The sequence below is a fragment of the Blautia sp. AF34-10 genome (assembly GCF_003477865.1).
In the GTDB taxonomy this organism is placed as follows: domain Bacteria; phylum Bacillota; class Clostridia; order Lachnospirales; family Lachnospiraceae; genus Fusicatenibacter; species Fusicatenibacter saccharivorans.
Genome location: NZ_QUED01000009.1, coordinates 16555 through 34157, shown reverse-complemented (window position 1 = coordinate 34157; position 17603 = coordinate 16555). Strand labels below are relative to the sequence as shown.

At 47.4% G+C, this 17603-nt stretch carries 14 protein-coding genes and 2 pseudogenes; 6 read left to right on the top strand and 10 right to left on the bottom strand.

The window, feature by feature from the left end; all coding sequences use genetic code 11:
• Nucleotides 1–11 precede the first annotated feature (11 nt).
• Nucleotides 12–1334 (bottom strand): APC family permease, encoded by a 1323-nt coding sequence (locus DWZ60_RS07325; protein ID WP_119221444.1) that lies wholly within the window; start codon nt 1332–1334, stop codon nt 12–14.
• A gap of 298 nt (nt 1335–1632) precedes the next feature.
• Here DWZ60_RS07325 and DWZ60_RS19515 point away from each other — a divergent pair.
• The 4 genes and pseudogenes from DWZ60_RS19515 (at nt 1633) to DWZ60_RS07305 (ending at nt 8033) form a co-directional block, all read left to right on the top strand.
• A pseudogene (locus DWZ60_RS19515) lies at nt 1633–3167 on the top strand (aminotransferase class I/II-fold pyridoxal phosphate-dependent enzyme).
• A gap of 364 nt (nt 3168–3531) precedes the next feature.
• Complete coding sequence (locus tag DWZ60_RS07315; RefSeq protein WP_119221443.1) at nt 3532–5604, top strand: EAL domain-containing protein; 2073 nt, start codon at nt 3532–3534, stop codon at nt 5602–5604.
• A gap of 270 nt (nt 5605–5874) precedes the next feature.
• A complete protein-coding gene (bsh, locus tag DWZ60_RS07310; protein ID WP_055219508.1) occupies nt 5875–6849 on the top strand; it encodes a choloylglycine hydrolase in 975 nt (324 codons plus the stop codon).
• A gap of 230 nt (nt 6850–7079) precedes the next feature.
• Nucleotides 7080–8033, top strand: coding sequence for a tRNA dihydrouridine synthase (locus tag DWZ60_RS07305; protein ID WP_117760769.1), 954 nt, complete (start codon nt 7080–7082; stop codon nt 8031–8033).
• A gap of 326 nt (nt 8034–8359) precedes the next feature.
• On the opposite strand, the gene DWZ60_RS07300 is transcribed toward DWZ60_RS07305, so the two are convergent.
• The 4 genes from DWZ60_RS07300 to DWZ60_RS07285 all read right to left on the bottom strand — a co-directional run bounded on the left by DWZ60_RS07300 (nt 8360) and on the right by DWZ60_RS07285 (nt 10871).
• On the bottom strand, nt 8360–9136 hold the full coding sequence (locus tag DWZ60_RS07300; protein ID WP_119221442.1) for a GTP pyrophosphokinase: 777 nt from the start codon (nt 9134–9136) through the stop codon (nt 8360–8362).
• 82 nt (nt 9137–9218) lie between these two features.
• A complete protein-coding gene (locus DWZ60_RS07295) occupies nt 9219–9920 on the bottom strand; it encodes a response regulator (RefSeq protein ID WP_022461465.1) in 702 nt (233 codons plus the stop codon).
• Nucleotides 9913–10221: a sensor histidine kinase gene (locus tag DWZ60_RS07290; RefSeq protein ID WP_243038246.1), complete on the bottom strand. Its 309-nt coding sequence runs from the start codon at nt 10219–10221 to the stop codon at nt 9913–9915. The genes DWZ60_RS07295 and DWZ60_RS07290 overlap by 8 nt, the downstream gene beginning before the upstream one ends.
• A gap of 131 nt (nt 10222–10352) precedes the next feature.
• Entirely contained in the window at nt 10353–10871 is a 519-nt protein-coding gene (locus tag DWZ60_RS07285) for a DUF4118 domain-containing protein (RefSeq protein ID WP_119221440.1), read from the bottom strand.
• 257 nt (nt 10872–11128) lie between these two features.
• On the opposite strand from DWZ60_RS07285, the gene DWZ60_RS07280 reads away from it, so the two are divergent.
• Nucleotides 11129–11890: a transposase gene (locus DWZ60_RS07280; protein ID WP_243038245.1), complete on the top strand. Its 762-nt coding sequence runs from the start codon at nt 11129–11131 to the stop codon at nt 11888–11890.
• A gap of 56 nt (nt 11891–11946) precedes the next feature.
• Nucleotides 11947–12501 carry a GGDEF domain-containing protein gene (locus DWZ60_RS07275; protein WP_119221439.1) on the top strand — a complete coding sequence of 185 codons (555 nt, stop codon included), beginning with the start codon at nt 11947–11949 and terminating at the stop codon, nt 12499–12501.
• Nucleotides 12502–12564: 63 nt separating this feature from the next.
• On the opposite strand, the gene DWZ60_RS07270 is transcribed toward DWZ60_RS07275, so the two are convergent.
• The 5 genes and pseudogenes from DWZ60_RS07270 to wecB form a co-directional block, all read right to left on the bottom strand.
• Entirely contained in the window at nt 12565–13740 is a 1176-nt protein-coding gene (locus DWZ60_RS07270; protein WP_117760761.1) for a glycosyltransferase, read from the bottom strand.
• 31 nt (nt 13741–13771) lie between these two features.
• Nucleotides 13772–14583: pseudogene (locus tag DWZ60_RS19510) on the bottom strand (LicD family protein).
• Between the two features lie 60 nt (nt 14584–14643).
• Nucleotides 14644–15333, bottom strand: a complete 690-nt coding sequence (locus tag DWZ60_RS19505) for a response regulator (protein WP_158576342.1) — start codon at nt 15331–15333, stop codon at nt 14644–14646.
• The gene (locus DWZ60_RS07255; protein ID WP_147397732.1) at nt 15333–16271 is read right to left on the bottom strand and encodes a hypothetical protein; all 939 of its coding nucleotides are present in this window, start codon (nt 16269–16271) and stop codon (nt 15333–15335) included. The genes DWZ60_RS19505 and DWZ60_RS07255 overlap by 1 nt, the downstream gene beginning before the upstream one ends.
• Nucleotides 16272–16485: 214 nt before the next feature.
• Nucleotides 16486–17586 carry a non-hydrolyzing UDP-N-acetylglucosamine 2-epimerase gene (gene wecB, locus DWZ60_RS07250; RefSeq protein WP_119221435.1) on the bottom strand — a complete coding sequence of 367 codons (1101 nt, stop codon included), beginning with the start codon at nt 17584–17586 and terminating at the stop codon, nt 16486–16488.
• Nucleotides 17587–17603: the final 17 nt, after the last annotated feature.

Here is a 17603-nt window from a genome sequence, read left to right as displayed (position 1 = left end):
ATTTCTCTTCTTTATTTGTCTTCTTTCTTTTCCTGTTTTGCCTTCACATACGGATATCGGACCTGCGTGTAAACAAACATCACCAGAATATAGATGCCGCATGCGATCGCCGCGGGAACCGTAAGATCCGACAGATTGACATACGAGGTTCCGATCATCAGAATGCCGATGAAAAACAGCAGAATGTGAAGTGTCCGCTTTTTCATACAAAACGCAGACTTCTGATACTCTTCCGGGAAGATATCCGGCAGACGCCAGCAGGCCAGGAGTACCATAAATTCCGTCACCATATCGGTTCCGACACCCATGTTGGAAATCAATGTCAGATCCATTCCCGTAAGGATCGGAATAGCGCCCATCAGGAAAAAGACCATCAGAAGGATCACCGGAACACCGTTTTTATTCTCCTCCGCAGTTTTTTCCGGCAGCCAGCCCTGTTTTGCGGCCGCCTGCAGTCCTCGCGTCACCCAGCTCAAGGTTCCATTCAGGGTGGTGAGCAGTGCAAATACAGCACCGCCGAACACGAAGAACAGGTACAGCCAGGTTGGAAAAATCTCCTGCGCGACAAGCGTCAGGTTCTGAAATGCGACCGTTTCGACCGGAAGCACGCCGCCTGCCACGATACCGATCAGCACGTAGAATACAGCAACGATACTCGTGGAAAGCACGATAACCTTTGGAATCGTGCGGGACGGCTCCACGATATCATCACCGTTCTCCGCAACGAATTTTGCGCCTCCGCACGCAAAACTCAAAAGTGCTACACCTGTGAAAAAGTTCTTCGGACCGTTCGGCATCAGGTTGGATACCGTCGGTTTCAGAGCATCCCAGCTTACTTTGGGCAGTCCGAATACAATAAATAAGAACAGGCTCAAAAGCAGCAGCACAACCATGCCCTTTTGCACCAGTGCGCTCGATTTCAGTCCGATAAGATTGATGGCGGTGCAGATAACAAGTGCTGCCATTGCGACAGCCGACTCGCCAAACTGCGGAAAAATCGAGCAGAAATAGCTTGCAAAGCCTTTCGCGTACGTTGCGATCAGAACCTGGCTTAAAACAAACATCGCAATGTACATAAAGCCGGCTTTTTCACCCATCAATCGTCGGATGTAAGTAAAGCCGGCGCCTGATGACGGGATTGCGGACGTCAGGATGATGAACGGTACACAGGTGATAATGGCAAGCACGGCGCCTAAAATAAACGCTGCGGCAATGCCGTGTCCTGTCAGACCGATGACGATTCCCGTCAGTACCATGATGCCCGAACCGATGATCTGTCCGATCGCAAGTCCCATACAATCGGAAAAATTCAGTTTTTTATGACCTTCCCCCATACATTTTCCTTCCTTTCTCTCCCGTTTCTATTGGCGGATCCCAACAGAAACGCATAGCATCCTATTTTTTTATTCTACCGAAATCTCATCGTTTGTCAATTTGCAAAATGCGCAAGGTTTAACGCTTTACCTGTACAGAATAGACAATATTATAATTGAACTTGTTTCGCTTTATTTTTGAACTTTTCAACATTTTTACAATTTTCAGTTTTTCTATTGAACTTTTTTCTTGTCCATGCTACAATAAGCACAGTTTTGAACTTTTTTTATTTTGTATTCTATCTTAAGGAGATTTTCTATGACAAATGAAACCTTTTCCGACCGTCTGAAACTGGCCATGCAGGCGAAACAGTTCAAGCAGGTCGATTTGATCCGAGCGGCCCAGCGGCGCGGTGTGAAGCTTGGAAAAAGCCATGTCAGCCAGTATGTCAGCGGAAAAACGGTTCCGCGCTCCGACATTCTTCACTTTCTGGCCGATGTGCTCCAGGTCGATCCCGACTGGCTGCTTGCAAAAGATTCCACAGCAAACTATACGGCAGATACGATTTCCGATCCGGCAGAATCCTTTTCTGATCCATCTGCCGCTTCCCTTTCCCAGACAAAAACAGGAGGTTCCCCTATGCGAGAATTTAAAAAATCATCGAAACTCGACAATGTCTTATATGATGTCCGCGGACCTGTCGTAGAAGAAGCAAACCGCATGGAAGCGTGCGGCACACAGGTTCTGAAACTGAACATTGGAAATCCGGCTCCTTTTGGTTTCCGTACCCCGGATGAGGTCATCTATGACATGAGTCATCAGCTTACCGACTGTGAGGCTACTCTCCTTCCCAGGGTCTCTTCTCTGCACGAAAAGCGATCATGCAGTATGCGCAGTTAAAGAAACTGCCAAATGTTTCTATCGATGATATCTACACCGGAAACGGCGTCAGTGAGCTGATCAACCTCTGCATGTCCGCTCTTCTGGATGACGGGGATGAAATCCTCATCCCATCCCCGGATTACCCGCTCTGGACCGCCTGCGCAACGCTGGCCGGTGGAAAAGCCGTCCACTACATCTGCGATGAACAGTCCGAATGGTATCCGGACATTGATGATATGCGAAAGAAGATCACCGACCGCACAAAAGCGATTGTTATCATCAATCCGAATAATCCGACCGGTGCACTCTATCCGAAAGAGGTACTGCAGCAGATTGTCGAGCTTGCCAGAGAACATCAGCTGATCATCTTTTCCGATGAAATTTATGACCGGCTCGTCATGGACGGTCTCGAGCATGTTTCTATTGCATCCCTCGCACCGGATCTGTTCTGTGTCACCTTCAGTGGTCTTTCCAAATCGCACATGATCGCAGGCTTCCGTATCGGCTGGATGATCTTAAGTGGAAATAAAGCTATCGCAAAGGACTATATTGAAGGGCTCAAAATGCTCTCCAACATGCGTCTCTGCTCCAATGTTCCGGCACAGTCCGTTGTCCAGACCGCTCTTGGCGGCCACCAGAGTGTCAACGACTACATCGTTCCGGGCGGACGGATTTACGAGCAGCGCGAATACGTTTACAAGGCATTCTGCGATATTCCGGGTATCACCGCAGTCAAACCAAAAGCTGCGTTCTATATGTTCCCGAAAATTGACACGAAAAAGTTCAATATCACAAACGACGAAAAATTTGCTCTCGATCTGCTGCGCGACAAAAAACTTCTGATCGTCCACGGCGGCGGCTTCAACTGGGGACAGCCGGATCACTTCCGCGTTGTTTACCTGCCGCGAATTGAAGTTTTAAAGGATGCGGTTGAAAAGATCACCGACTTCCTCTCTTATTATCATCAGTAAAATTCTGATCACTTTTTTCACAGAGCTCCACCGGAAATACCACCTTTTTTTCCGGCGGAGCTTTTTTCCTTTACCGGATTCTTTCCTGCTGCATTACACTTCACCGGTACCCGGCAAACAACAGGTAACTTTTCGTTACTGTTCACTCAGCAGTGAAACACTTGCTGTTTCGCTGCGTAAGAAAGTGATTCAGGCGTGAGCAGCCCTCCTTTTGCGAAGCAAAACTTTAAATGAGGGCTGCGAATGTTACGGTTCGCTGGGAACCAGTGAACTGTAACAACTTTTCTGTTCCACGGCTTAATTTCGATTGCGGCTCCTGTTCCTTTATGTTATAATTCTTTCAAATCAAGTCACAACCTTTCTTTTGAGTTCTGTTCTCGCTGTATCGCTTCTTGGCGGATGCCGCGCCTCCGACAAACCCGTTACGCTGACCGTATGGACGTATTACAACGGAGATCAGTTAGCTTCCTTTGAACGTCTTGTTGAGGAATTCAATACAACGATCGGAAAAAAAGAGCATATTACGGTCGAAGCCTCCAGTCAGGGCAGCATCAATGACCTGGGAAAAAATGTTCTCGATGCCGCCAAAGGAAGGATTGGTGCCCTTGCCATGCCAAATATTTTTTCCGCCTACGCCGATACCGCCTATACGCTTGAGCAGATGGGACAGGTCGTTGATCTTTCCCCTTATCTTACAGAGAAAGAAAAGGCTGCCTATCTTCCCAATTACCTGGAAGAAGGTGACTTTTCCGATGACGGCAGTATCCACATTATTCTGACAACCTCCACAAAATTCCTGCGTATCATGGAAATGGCAAGTATTGAACTGGGTGGCTATGAGATGCGTTTTGATCTCAACACGGTCTATGTCACAAAGAACTTTTTTCCCATGCTCAACCTTCCATCTGAAGATGTCTCCGGGCTTTCCACCCGGTATTTCCAGCAGATGCTGCGTGAATTTGACCAGACACATTCTCATACCGTATGGGTCGGGCATTCTAAGGTGTATGAAATTTCATTTTCTGACGGAACAATCCGCTACATCCGTATGGAGACCTCCCGCGAGGGCTATGCGCAGATCGGACTTGTCGAAGATTTTACCTCCGTTATGCTGGAACGGCAGCGCATAGAGCACGAGCGTGATTACGATGCATTGACCGGTCTCTACAATCGACGCGCGTTTCAGCGGGAAAGTGAAGCTCTTTTTGAGCATTCGGAAGTTCTCGGTCACGCTGCCCTTCTGATGATCGACCTTGACAATCTAAAACGCACCAACGACACCTTCGGCCACGACTGGGGCGATGCCTATATCCGGCAGGCAGGACAGTGTTTTATCTCCTCTGTGCCGGCTAAAACGCTCTGTGCCCGTATTTCCGGCGATGAATTTAATCTTCTGTTCTACGGCTACCAATCGCAGGAAGAAATTCGAGCACTTCTGCAGAATCTTTCCCTTGCGGTTTCAAATACAGCCCTGGAGCTGCCAAGTGGTCGTAAACTGCCCCTTCGCCTTTCCGGCGGAGTTTCCTGGTATCCGGAAAACAGTACAGATCTGTCTGCGCTGAAAAAATATGCGGATTTCGCAATGTACCAGGTAAAGAAAGCAGAAAAAGGGTACATTACCGAATTCGATCTGGAGCTTTTTACAAAAAACGCAAAGGAAACCGAGATGCGCCGCCTGTTCCATAAAATGTTGAATGAAGAGCTGTTTACGTATTACTTCCAGCCAATTGTTTCCGCTGCGGACGGCAGTATCTACGCCTACGAGGCACTGATGCGCGGAAATCTCCCGGCACTTACTCGTCCGGATCAGATCCTGCAGCTGGCTCACGAGGAAGAGTGCCTGCATGAAATAGAACGTCTGACTATGTTTCTCTCTGCAAAATCCTATGCCACATTCCTCTCCACCCATCAGATACGCGGTGATGAGCTTCTCTTTGTCAATTCGATTGCAAGCCAATACATGAATCACGATGAGTCAGTGGCTTACGTCGAACAATACAGCTTTCTTCAGGATCGGATTGTCATCGAGATCACAGAGGAGGATTCACAGGATCTTACAGCTCTGTTGAAAAAACGTGAGATGCCGGGATTTTCCGGTGTATTTGCCCTGGATGACTACGGCAGCGGCTACAGCAATGAAAAAACGCTTCTGGAGCTTGCACCGGCGTATATCAAGCTGGATCTTTCCATCATCCGCGATATCGACTCCGATCCGGACAAGCAGCAGATCGTAGAAAATATTGTTTCCTATGCACATCAAAGAGGCATGAAAATCATTGCCGAGGGTCTGGAAACTCCAGCTGAACTTTTGAAGGTACTGGAACTGGATGTTGATCTCCTGCAGGGCTATTTTCTTGCAAAACCGTCCGCTGTTCCGAAACCTGTCAGTGCAGAATCCGTTGCTGTCATAGAACACTTCCGGAAGCATCTTGCGTAATTCCACCTCTTTCTGCAGCATCATTTCAAATCACAGCATCTATGTCTGATCTGCTGCTTCGAAACAGGTACCAGTCAGCGACCCGGAGCGTATCTGAGCAATCATCCCTCAAAAAACATCCATAGCAAACCCTGCAAAAGCAGGGTTTTGTCTCCACTCTGAAGGATCCTTTTTTATACTTTTTTCATATTTTTCTCCTGTTCGTTCCTCCGCTTCTGTGCTATGATACCTTATAGCAATGACAAATCATCCATCGAAAGGAGTTTTTCTATGTGTACAGCAGCAACCTATCAAACACGCGACTTTTATATGGGCCGCACACTCGATTATGAATTTTCCTATGGCGACCAGATCACCGTTACACCTCGCAATTACCCGTTTTCCTTTCTTCATATGCCGTCCCTTTCCCATCACTATGCAATGATCGGCATGGCGTGTGTGATGGATGATTACCCGCTCTATTATGAGGCGTTCAATGAAAAAGGGCTTGGTATCGCCGGCCTTAATTTTGTAGGAAATGCCGTTTATTTCGATCCGAAACCGGAGAAAGACAATATCGCGCAGTTCGAGCTGATCCCGTGGATTCTCGGTACATGTGCTTCGCTTGCGGAAGCAAAAGAATCCCTCTCCCGTATCAATCTCATCAGCACACCTTTTAAAAAGAATCTTCCGCTCGCACAGCTTCACTGGATCATCGCAGATGCATCGGGTGCCATCACCGTGGAATCCACGGCGGACGGTCTGCATGTCTACGACAATCCGGTCGGCGTTCTGACAAACAATCCGCCGTTTCCAATGCAGATGTTCTCACTGAACAATTACCTGCATCTGTCACCGAAACAGCCGGCCAACACATTTTCCAACCAGCTCGATCTTTCTACGTACAGCCGCGGCATGGGTGGCCTCGGACTGCCGGGCGACCTCTCTTCTGCTTCCCGCTTTGCACGCGTGGCGTTTGTAAAGCAGAACTCGATCTCGGGAAACAGCGAAACGGAGAGTGTCAGCCAGTTTTTCCATATTTTAAATTCTGTTGACCAGCAGAGAGGATGCTGTGAGGTGGCGGACGGAAAGTATGAGATCACGCTCTATACTTCCTGCTGCAATGCGACGCAGGGAATTTACTATTATACGACGTATGACAATCATCAGATTTCTGCGGTTGATATGCACCGCGAGAATCTCGATGGCGAAACGCTTCGCTGCTTTGCGCCGGTGACGGGCGAGCAGATCCATATGCAGAATTAGAAAAATCCGGTACAGAAATCTTTGAGGACCCCTCAAAAAAAGATTCTGTATCGGATTTTTTCTACATCTCATCACACATTGTAAAACAGACGTCGCACCGGCTTCTTCTTTTAACCTCTTACTTGTTTAGTAGATATTATTTTACTTTCATTTTTTTCTGTCCCTTCCGGCAGTTTTATGATACACTTTTCGTATTGGAAAACCGATTTTTTTGAAAGGATTTTATCATCATGCAATTTTATCTCGCCCCGATGGAAGGGCTGACCGGATATGTGTACCGGAGCGCCTACCACAAATATTTTCCGGCGGCTGACCGTTATTTCACGCCATTTATTACAAATAAAAAGATGAGCTCCCGCGAGCGCAATGACATTCTCCCGGAGCATAACGAAGGGATGACGGTGCTCCCGCAGATTCTCACAAACCAGGCGGAGGACTTTCTTTCTCTGACAAAAGAACTGAAGGAGTACGGCTACGATACCGTCAATCTGAACCTTGGCTGTCCGTCCGGCACGGTTGTCGCCAAGCGGCGCGGCTCCGGACTGCTTGCGTGGCCGCATACACTCGATGCATTTCTCGATGAAATCTTTTCGTCCTGCGACTGCCGGATCTCCATCAAGACAAGACTTGGCACAACCGACACCGATGAGTGGGAGACGCTGCTTGCGATTTATGACAAATATCCGCTGGAAGAGCTGATTATTCATCCGCGGATTCAGAAAGATTTCTACAAATATACGCCGCGCATGGAGTGTTATCGGACAGCATATGAGACGAGCCGCCACTCGCTGTGCTACAATGGGGATCTTTTCTCAACCGCTGATTTTCAGAAGCTCTGCCATGATTTTCCCTTGACGGAAAAGGTCATGCTCGGCCGCGGGGTGCTGCAGAACCCCTGGTTGATCGGGATGCTGCGCAGTACAGATCCTGCCAGCAGTGAAAATTTAGCTCCGGCAGATAAGGAGCTGCTGCGCGCATTCTGCGAAGATCTCTGTGCCGGCTATGCGCGCGTTATTTCCGGGGATAAAAATGTGCTGTTTAAATTAAAGGCACTGTGGATTTACCTCGGAACATCGTTTACGAATCCCCAGAAGTATCTGAAAAAGATCAAAAAAGCAAATCGCCTTGCCGAGTATGAAGAGGCCGTTGATTCGCTCTTTCGGGAACAGGAGCTGATTTTTTAACCGAATCGAGCCGCGCAAGCCGCTTATGAACCTTCGCTTGATTTTTCCATCCTGTTCCGCACAGATAAAATTGAACCGCGTCTGATCAACGAAAACACAGCTCTCATCCTTTTCTCTTACCACACCGAATGCATCCGCCGTGAGGATGGCACTTCGTACGGCATCCGCGGACTCGAGACACAGGTCGCCGTCAAAGAGGACGAGAAATGGAAATTGCAGCATATTCATTATTCGAAAGAAGCATGAGCAAAAATACGCCGCAGATCTGATCACTAGACCTGCGGCGTATTTTTATGCTCTTTTTCTCCAACTCCCAAATCCGTTCTCTATTTCATCGGCAGCATTGCAAGCGTATCGCGCTCTTCCTCTTCTGCTTCCTCTGCAATCAGATTCCGGATATTCTGCATACGGTTATCCAGCTCCGCGCTCTGTCTTGCGCAGTCGTAGAGTTCATCCTGCAGATATTTGACATGATTTTCGGGAATATTTTTCTTGTAGCGCATCTTGTGCTCCAGACTCGCCCAGAAATCCATCGCGATCGTACGGAACTGTACTTCCACGTAAACCAGTTTCTTTGTATCCTGTAAAAAGATCGGCACCTGAACGATCAGATGAAGACTGCGGTAGCCGCTCTCCTTCGGATGCTGAATATAGTCCTTCCGCTCAATCAGCGTAATGTCATCCTGTTTCAGAAAACTGTCTGCCAGCTTATAAATATCGCTTGGAAAAGAACAGATCACGCGCACACCGGCGATATCGCGGATATTCTCCTCGATAGACTCCAGTGTGACCGGGATGTCTTTCACGCGGATTTTCCGCATAATGCTCTCATACGATTTGACCCTTGTTTTGATTCCTTCGATCGGGTTCTGGTCATAGGAAAGCGAGTATTCCTGATTCAGCACCCGGAACTTTGTCTCGATTTCCATAATGGCGCACTGATAATACGACATCAGAAGCTCGAACGGCTTTTTGTTCTTCTGCATCATCTGAATAAACTCGTCCGATAAAAGATTCTGCTTTACAAACTCATCCCGTTTTGTCTCGATCAGATTTTTTCCCTGTTTTCTAATTTCCTCCAGTACTTCGAGGTTTTTCATCATCCGTTTTTTCGTCCTCCCAAAACTGCGTTCTCTGTCCTTTATGCTATCATTTTAGGCCTGTAAAGTCAAATTTTTTCTTCTTTTACTCTACCTTCAGCATCCGGTAGCCAACCCCGATATGCGTCTGGATATACTGCGTCTGCTCTCCGTTCTTTTCCAGCTTTTTCCGAAGCGTCGCCATGAAAACACGGAGAGAAGCGATATCGTTCTCCCAGCTGCTTCCCCAGATTTTCTGTGTGATAAACGTATGCGTCAGCACCTTCCCTGCATTCTGCGACAGCAGGCAGAGCAGCTTGTATTCGATTGGTGTCAGATGAAGTTCCTCTCCGTCAAGATATGCGCACCCCGCTGCGTACTCGATCCGCAGTGCGCCGTTTTCAAAGACAGCCGACTGGACTCCATTTTCTGCCTGCATCTGGGACAGACGGCGCTGTGTGACTCGAAGGCGGGCCAGCAGTTCCTCCACAGAAAACGGTTTCGTCAGATAATCATCCGCTCCTGCGTCCAATGCCTCGATTTTATCGCTGTCCTCACTTCTTGCACTGATTACGATAATCGGCATATTCGACCAGCTTCGAATCTTTTCAATCACCTCTACGCCATCAATATCCGGCAGGCCAAGGTCGAGCAGAACAATGTCGGGATTATGTGTGGATGCCTCCATAATGGCACCCGCACCGTTCTTTGCAGAAATATACTTATAATCGTGTGTTTTTAACGTCGTAGTAATCAGGTTGTGAACCGGCGTATCATCTTCCACAACCAGAATTAATGTCTTATTCATTCAAATTCACCTCACTGAGCGGCAGGTTAAACCAAAAGCAGCAGCCCTGTGGATCGCAGTCATAAAGTGCTATCTCCCCGCCGTGCGCATTTACAATCGAACGGCAGAGTGCCAGTCCAAGGCCAAGGCTTCTGCGGCTGTCGCTTACTTTATTTTTCCCGGAATAGAACATCTCAAACACATGCTCTCTGGACTCTTTTGGAATCCCGGGGCCGTTGTCCTCCACCACGATCCAGACATTTTTCTCCTCTTTTCCGGCTGTCGAGAACCCACTGAATGATTTCCTGTTCCCTTGGGTCAAAGATTTTTTCCGTCTTTCCTCCTGTCTGCGCGCTGTAAAGTGTTCCGCGGACAATTCTGCTCTCCTGTGCCCCTGCCGGTGCGGCCGTCAGATCCCTTCCCAGCAGTTTTACAAGCTTTGTCGCTGTAATATCAAAAATCTCCGACGCATCCTCTGCCTTCTGCAGAAGCTGGCTGGTATTGAAAAGAAGGTTCTGTCAGGAAGTAGTTAAACAGCACTACACTGATCACAGAACTGATTACGCTGCAGGTATAACCACTGGTCAGAATGGACGTCATCATAACGCCGACCAGATATATGGTAATGATATTGGAATCCGGAATGATATGGATTTCCAAATCCGGCACCAGATCGGTCAGCCGTTCGGTCCATCCCCTTCTCTTTCGAAAAAATCCCTGATCCATCATGCTTTTTCCAATGACAATCCGCGTTACTTCGGAAATTCTCGCATATTCTGCAATCTGCAGGGCAATGTCCTCGCTGTGCGTCGTTACAATCTCCGCCCCGCTCTGTTCTGCCAGGCGGATATGCTTCTGCAGCCTTGCCTGATCCTCCGGCGTTTTCTCTGCCGGTTCCGCGGTCTGCACATACAGTGCTGTAAAATTAGCACCAAATGCCCGGGCCATCTGTGCCGCAGTCCAGATAAACACTCAAAAAGGACACCTTTTATTGTATAATTATGTTACCCCACAAACATACGAAAGAAGGTGTCCTTAATGAAAAATTAGCATTGAAGAAACTGCTAACTTATATGAAAAGTGTATACAAAATTCCACAAAAAATCAAGGGTTTATCCGATGAAAGAAAAAGAAAATCCATCCCGTTGTTTAATATCGTTATGCCAGTGCTGATTTTCCTGATGCTTCAGTATGAAAGTTTTCACACCATTTTTTCAGCGCCGGAAAGCATGGAGAAACGACTGAAAAACTGTATCCGTGGAAAAATCCCAAAAGTTGATGCAGTCAGGGATCTTCTTTCCCGGATTGATCCAAAAGAAATCGAGGAAATTCACGCGCAGACGATTGATGTTCTGAAACGCAACCGCGTATTTCGGGAAGGAACCATAGACGGATATGTTGCGGCAGGTATTGATGGGGTGGAATTATTCAGCAGTACAAAAAAGTCCTGTCCAGACTGCCTGAGCCGGAAGAACGGAACGGGGAAGACAAAATACTTTCATCGAAGTGTGGTATGTATGACGGTAGGAAAATCGCCGCATGTGATCTTTGGGCAGGAAATGCTGAAACCCAGAGATGGTTCAGAAAAAGATGAATGGGGACTGACAGGAGCGAAAAGGCTCATCCGGCGTTTAAAGAAAAGGCATGGTCATTTCGCAGATGTGATTGTGGCGGATGCACTGTACCTGAATGCCCCGTTTATCAATACTTTGAAAGAATGCGGTTTAGAAACGGTAATCCGTCTGAAAGATGAAAGAAGGCTTCTGTTTCAGGATGCGGAAAGCATGTTTCAGCGGGACGAGGGGAGAAAAAGGAGCTTCAGGAAGGGAAAAAAGAGTATTGAAGTCTGGGATCTTTCAGGATTTGAGATAGACCTGGACGATATCTTAAGCGGACTGAAATACGAGGACGGCCACTACGATCTCGTGAGTCTTTCCGACAAGGATTATCAGAAAAACTGGATGTCCAGATTGCCTACTGGGATAAACTGAAAAATGAAATTCAGAAGGTCAAATCCGGAGAAAACGGAACGGCGGATCTGGTAGACATGAGCGAGACGTATTTCCAGATGGCAGATGAAACGGTTGCCGCAGTCAAAGTTTCCCGTGCCAACCGCCAGCTGGAACAGAAAGCCTACATCGACCTTCACACGGGACTGCCGAACAAGAGCAAGTGCGAAGAGCTGTTCCACAATGTGGAATTCATCAAAACTCCTACCGCCTGTATCGTCTTTGACATGAACAACCTGAAACGCGTCAACGACAGCCTCGGCCACTCCATCGGCGACCAGCTGATTCTGAACTTTGCCCGGCTGCTGCGAAACTCGATTCCCACGAAGCATTTCGTAGGAAGATACGGCGGCGATGAATTTATGGCGGTCATCTATGATGCAACCCGCGAAAGCATCACAGAAATCCTCACAGAGCTTCAGAACGAAGTCGAACAGTTCAACGGCTACGGAACCCAGTTCCGCATCAGCTATTCCCACCGCTTGGCACTTTCCACCGATTACAACGAATGTACGCTCCGCACGCTGTTTGACAAAGCAGATAAATATATGTATGAAAACAAGCAGCAGAGCAAGCAGGGACGCCAAGACTAAAGAAACGCCGGAACCGGAAATATCTTATCGCCGGTTCTGGCGTTTTTTCTTGCTGTTTCTCTTTTATTTTTTTGCAAACGCTTCTATCTGCGCATATCCCGCTGAAAAATCAATGGGTTCCTCCCGCAGCTTCTTTCTGACCGCATCGCGTCCTTCCTGATCTGCCAGCACTTTCTGGATTTTATCGGCAAACTGCATCACATCCAGCGGACAGAGATATCCGTTTTCCCCATCCCGGATCTGCTCGCGCATGGACGGAATATCGGAAGCGATGATGACCTTCTGCAGGCTTCTCGCCTCTACAATCGTAATCGGATAGCCTTCGTGACGGGACGGCTGGAGATACAGGTCGCAGGATTTTACGTACGGCGCAGGATTTTCGCGCATTCCGAGAAAAATAATTTCCTGCTCCACCTGATATTCCTTTGCCATGGTCCGCAGCTTGTTCAGATCTCTTCCATCACCGATGATGAACCATTTGAAGCGAAGTCCCCGTTTTTTCAGCTCCGCCGTAATCTGCACCGCAATATCATATCCTTTTTCTTCCGAAGCTCTTCCCACCGTCAGAAATTTCAGCTCTCCTGTGTACTGCGGATCGCTAAGCGGCTCCTCACTCCGTCTCTGCACCTGTTTGATGTCAATGAAATTCAGCAGAACCTCTGTCCGGTCCGCGAGTTCCGGAAAACGGGCAATGACCTGTTTCCGGACAGGCTCGGAAACGCAGTAAATTTTATCATACTCCGGAATAAAGTCCCTGGTCCGGAACAGCCACCAGAGATTTTCTCCGTGGAACCAGACCGCTTTTTTCCGCGCATTCGTCTTTCTGGCTCCGAATGCGGTTGTGAACGCACCGAATCCGAAAAAGTCGAAAACAAGATCATATTGTTTTGTTTCCGGCTCCACACACTCCAGAATCCGTTCATACAGTTTTCCATACCGTTTCTTTCCATACACGACGCGCATCAGAAATACGCCCATTCCTCTGGCATAGAAAGACCGTTCTGCCGGTGTCTCCCGTTTTCCCACAATCCGTTCCAAAGCCGGATGCGGCTTTTTGTTCCAGATCATCTGGCGCACTTCCACTTCCTTCGGAATCCGCTCCAGCAGAACGCCTCTTTTTTCGACCAGAAGAAGCGTTACATCTTCTTTTTTCTCCACCAGTTTCTGCAGCAGCGCTGCCATGGCAACTTCCGTTCCGCCCATGTCCATGGTACGTCCCAGCACCAGTATTTTACTCATTGCTTACCTCTCATCTGCTTTTTTCTCTGTTCTAACGCCAGTAGGCATCTCCCACATGCGCAGGATGACGCTGATCCTCCGGCGGAAGCTGATGGTAATCGCCGTACAGGGTGTGAAGATACGTCTCGTATCCCGCCGGGGCATTGATCAGATGGCCTTCAAACGGAAGGCGCACGATCTCTTCGATCGCTGTTTTGGGAATCGCGTCCGACTTGCGGTAACCGCCGCACTGGCAGGCCACCCACTTTGAGTCCTCCGCGCGGTACTTTCTGCACTCTTTTTCCATCTCGCGCAGAATCCGCTCTTTTCCATAGCATTTCCGGATCGCCCATTTGCACCATTTTGCGAAGCTCCTTTGTTTCCTTTTAAGGTCTGGCGGTAGGTGCGGAATGCATTCATCCGCTGGCTTTCCAGAAACAGCAGCTTTTTCCAGTGACGGTCGTACTCCGGTGTATCTTTTTCCGGCAGTCCGTCAAACGGGAAAATGTCGACGAAAAGACCGGTATCCACAGCTCCTGCCACGTGCTCCACGAGACTCGTTCCGGTGTGTACCAGCTTTCCGTATGCCAGTGTGAAACCCTTTGTATTATGAAAATTCATGACGCGGTACGGTGTATCCGTTTCGCTGTTTACAATCTGTTCCAGTTTTTCATAATCCGCTCTCGGCATCCAGACATCCACATCATCATCCCACGGAATGAACCCCTGATGCCGGATCAGCCCGAGCAGAGTTCCATCTGCTGCAAAATAGATCAGGTGATGTTTCCGGCAGACTTCATCCAGATACAGTAATATTCCAAGCGCAATCTCCTGTTTTTCTTTTAATTCTGTAATTTTACGCATAACGGCATTGCCTTTCTGTTTTGTTTTTCCCATCCATTATAAACACTCTGCCGGATTTTTTCAATTTAAAGTTCCTGCCGCTCCGGCGCCCGTCTGAAGATTCCGCACTGTTTTTATCAGTACCTTCATATCCACCGGTTTTACTATGTGTGCGTTCATGCCCGCATTGAAGGCATTCTGCACATCTTCTGAAAATGCGTTGTCTGTCATCGCAAGAATCGGGATTTTCTTTGCCAGCGGGTGGCTGCTGTTCCGGAATTTCGTCACAAAGAGAACCGATGCCAGGATCAGAAGCAGAATTACTGCCAGAATCCTCAGCTCCTCGACAGCGGTATCCTCGAACATCTTCGTTCCGTTGCTGTCCACCACATACGTCGTGCTCTGGTTGCTGAATGCACTGCTTCTGAAATACGGTGCCATCTCCTCCATCGAACGGATCAGAATAAAGTGTGTGATGATACTGCCGTCGACCACCAGCTGGCTCTGCAGTTTTCTGGCAAATACCATCTGGTTTTCATTGGTGATCCAGTCCAATGTCAGAAAGCTTTTGATATCCGCATCCTGCAGATCTTTAGATCCGTACCACACGCCCTGCAGACCCTCATCGGAATAATAGTATCCTTCCTGGTTCACGGCAATAAACTGGAGGTTTTCATGCGTGGAGCTTAATTCTTCCTCACGTTTTTTCAGAAATTCACACAACCGGCGTTTTACTTGATTGCAATCAGATTCGGGTTCTTTGGGCTTCATCAACATCCGCAAACTGCATATTGCAAATATGCTGTTTTTATTTTTCTTTCATATAATCCATACAATTTCTCGCATTCCATGCATATCCATCCTGCTTCGCCTGTATATAGCGGATATTTTCGTTCCTTACAATATTCTGTTTCATAATTTCCTACTAATTCCACAAGGTTATTGATATCCCTCATCTGCGCAGCAGCCATTCCTGTCATTGCCCACAAAAAGCCAGTTCTTTTTTTATTCAGTTTCTGCCACTGAAACCTTTCCGTAAACTGATCATATAATACCTTTTGCTTTTTCTTCTCTTTTACCGGAAATTCATAAATCAGCGGATAAATCTGAGCAACACCATCCGGATAAAATTCTGTCTGATGATACCGATCACTGTTTCCGATAATTCTCCATCTTTGATTCGCATCATCCCAGAATATCTTTTCTATCTGTTTCTGTATCTTTTTACGAATTTCACTGATTGCCTGCGTATCTTCCAGTCCTGCAAGTTCCAATTCGTACAGGCCTTTCCACACTTCCAGATTATCCATCAGATAAACTGTTGTGTTTTCTTCTGAAACCTGTGTAATTCCATCCTGCATCAGGCTTTGAATCTTTTTTAATGCAAGGCTGATTCCATTTTTCCAGGATTCCGGCAGGTCTGTACTTTCTGTCTTTTCCAGATATTTTCCCATAAGAAAAAGGTACATACCAAGATATCCATCTTCGGAATCAGCCTTTTCTTTATAAATAAGTTCCCCACCCTCTTTCCTGTAGATTCCCATTTTTCCATCTGTTTCCAGCAAAACCCCAGTATGCCAGTCCAGATACCTGCCAACAGCTTTTTGCTCTGTTTCAGTCATGGGGCAATTCTTTGTTTCTGCCAGAAGCCCCAGTGCAGCCACACATGCAAAGTATGGATTAACATCTCCGGCTTTACTTCCATTCATGTAGATTTCGCCTTCAGGGCCCTGATTCTCAAGGATCCACTTTTTTTCTCTGGTCAGGACGGTTTCCAGCCATTCCTGCCGGACATATATTTCTTTTCTCAGGTTCTGATAATAAGCAAACATAAACACAATGCACACAGTTATGCAAAATATAATAAGTCCCATCAAGTTCTTTCGATGTTTCACTTTTCTTTTGCATTGGCTCTGTTTATGCTTATGCATCTATATCCTCCAGGATTTTTCTGATTTTGATACTTGCAGTCCCATCACCATAAGGGTTTCTAGCCTCACTCATTTTTCTGTATGTCTCCGGCTCTGTAAGAAGCCGCCTGCATTCTCTGTAAATATCCTCCATCTTCGTACCTACAAGCTTTAAGGTTCCTGCTTCCACACCTTCCGGACGCTCTGTTGTATCCCGCATGACCAGTACCGGTTTTCCCAGTGCAGGAGCTTCTTCCTGAATTCCGCCGCTGTCTGTCATGATCAGATAACTGGCTTTCATCAGGTTATGGAATTCCACCACATCCATTGGTTCGATCAGGTGTATTCTCTCGCATCCACCAAATTCCTCATCTGCGATCTTCCTGACCTGCGGATTCAAATGTACAGGATAAATAACCTTCACATCTGTAAATTCTTCCACGATCCTGCGTATAGCCCGGAACATATCACGCATGGGCTCTCCCAGATTCTCCCTTCTGTGTGCTGTTACAGCAATCAGTCTGCTGCCTTTTGCCCATTCTGTTTCCGGATGATAAAAATCACTTCGCACCGTATAGTGCAAAGCATCAATTCCTGTATTTCCTGTGATAAAGATCCGCTCTGGATCTTTACCCTCTTTCAGCAGTGCATTCGCTGCTTTCTGAGTGGGCGCAAAATGCAGGCTGGCAGTAAGTCCAATGGCCTGCCTGTTAAATTCTTCCGGATAGGGAGATTTCATATTATAAGTACGAAGTCCCGCTTCCACATGTCCTACCGGGATCTGCTGGTAAAATGCAGCCAGAGATGCGGCAAATGCAGTAGATGTATCTCCATGGACCAGCACAATATCCGGTTTTTCCTTTTTCAGGATCTCCCTCATTCCTGTAAGAATAGCCGTTGTCACATCCGTAAGATCCTGCCCTTTTTTCATGATCGCCATATCATAATCCGGGACCACTTTAAAAATATCGAGAACCTGCTTCAGCATTTCCCTGTGCTGTCCTGTGACACACACCAGCGTTTCCAGTTTTTCACTTTTTTTCATTTCCAGAACAAGAGGGCACATTTTAATTGCTTCCGGTCTTGTTCCAAAAATCACCAGTACTTTTTTCATTTTCAATTTCCTCCCAG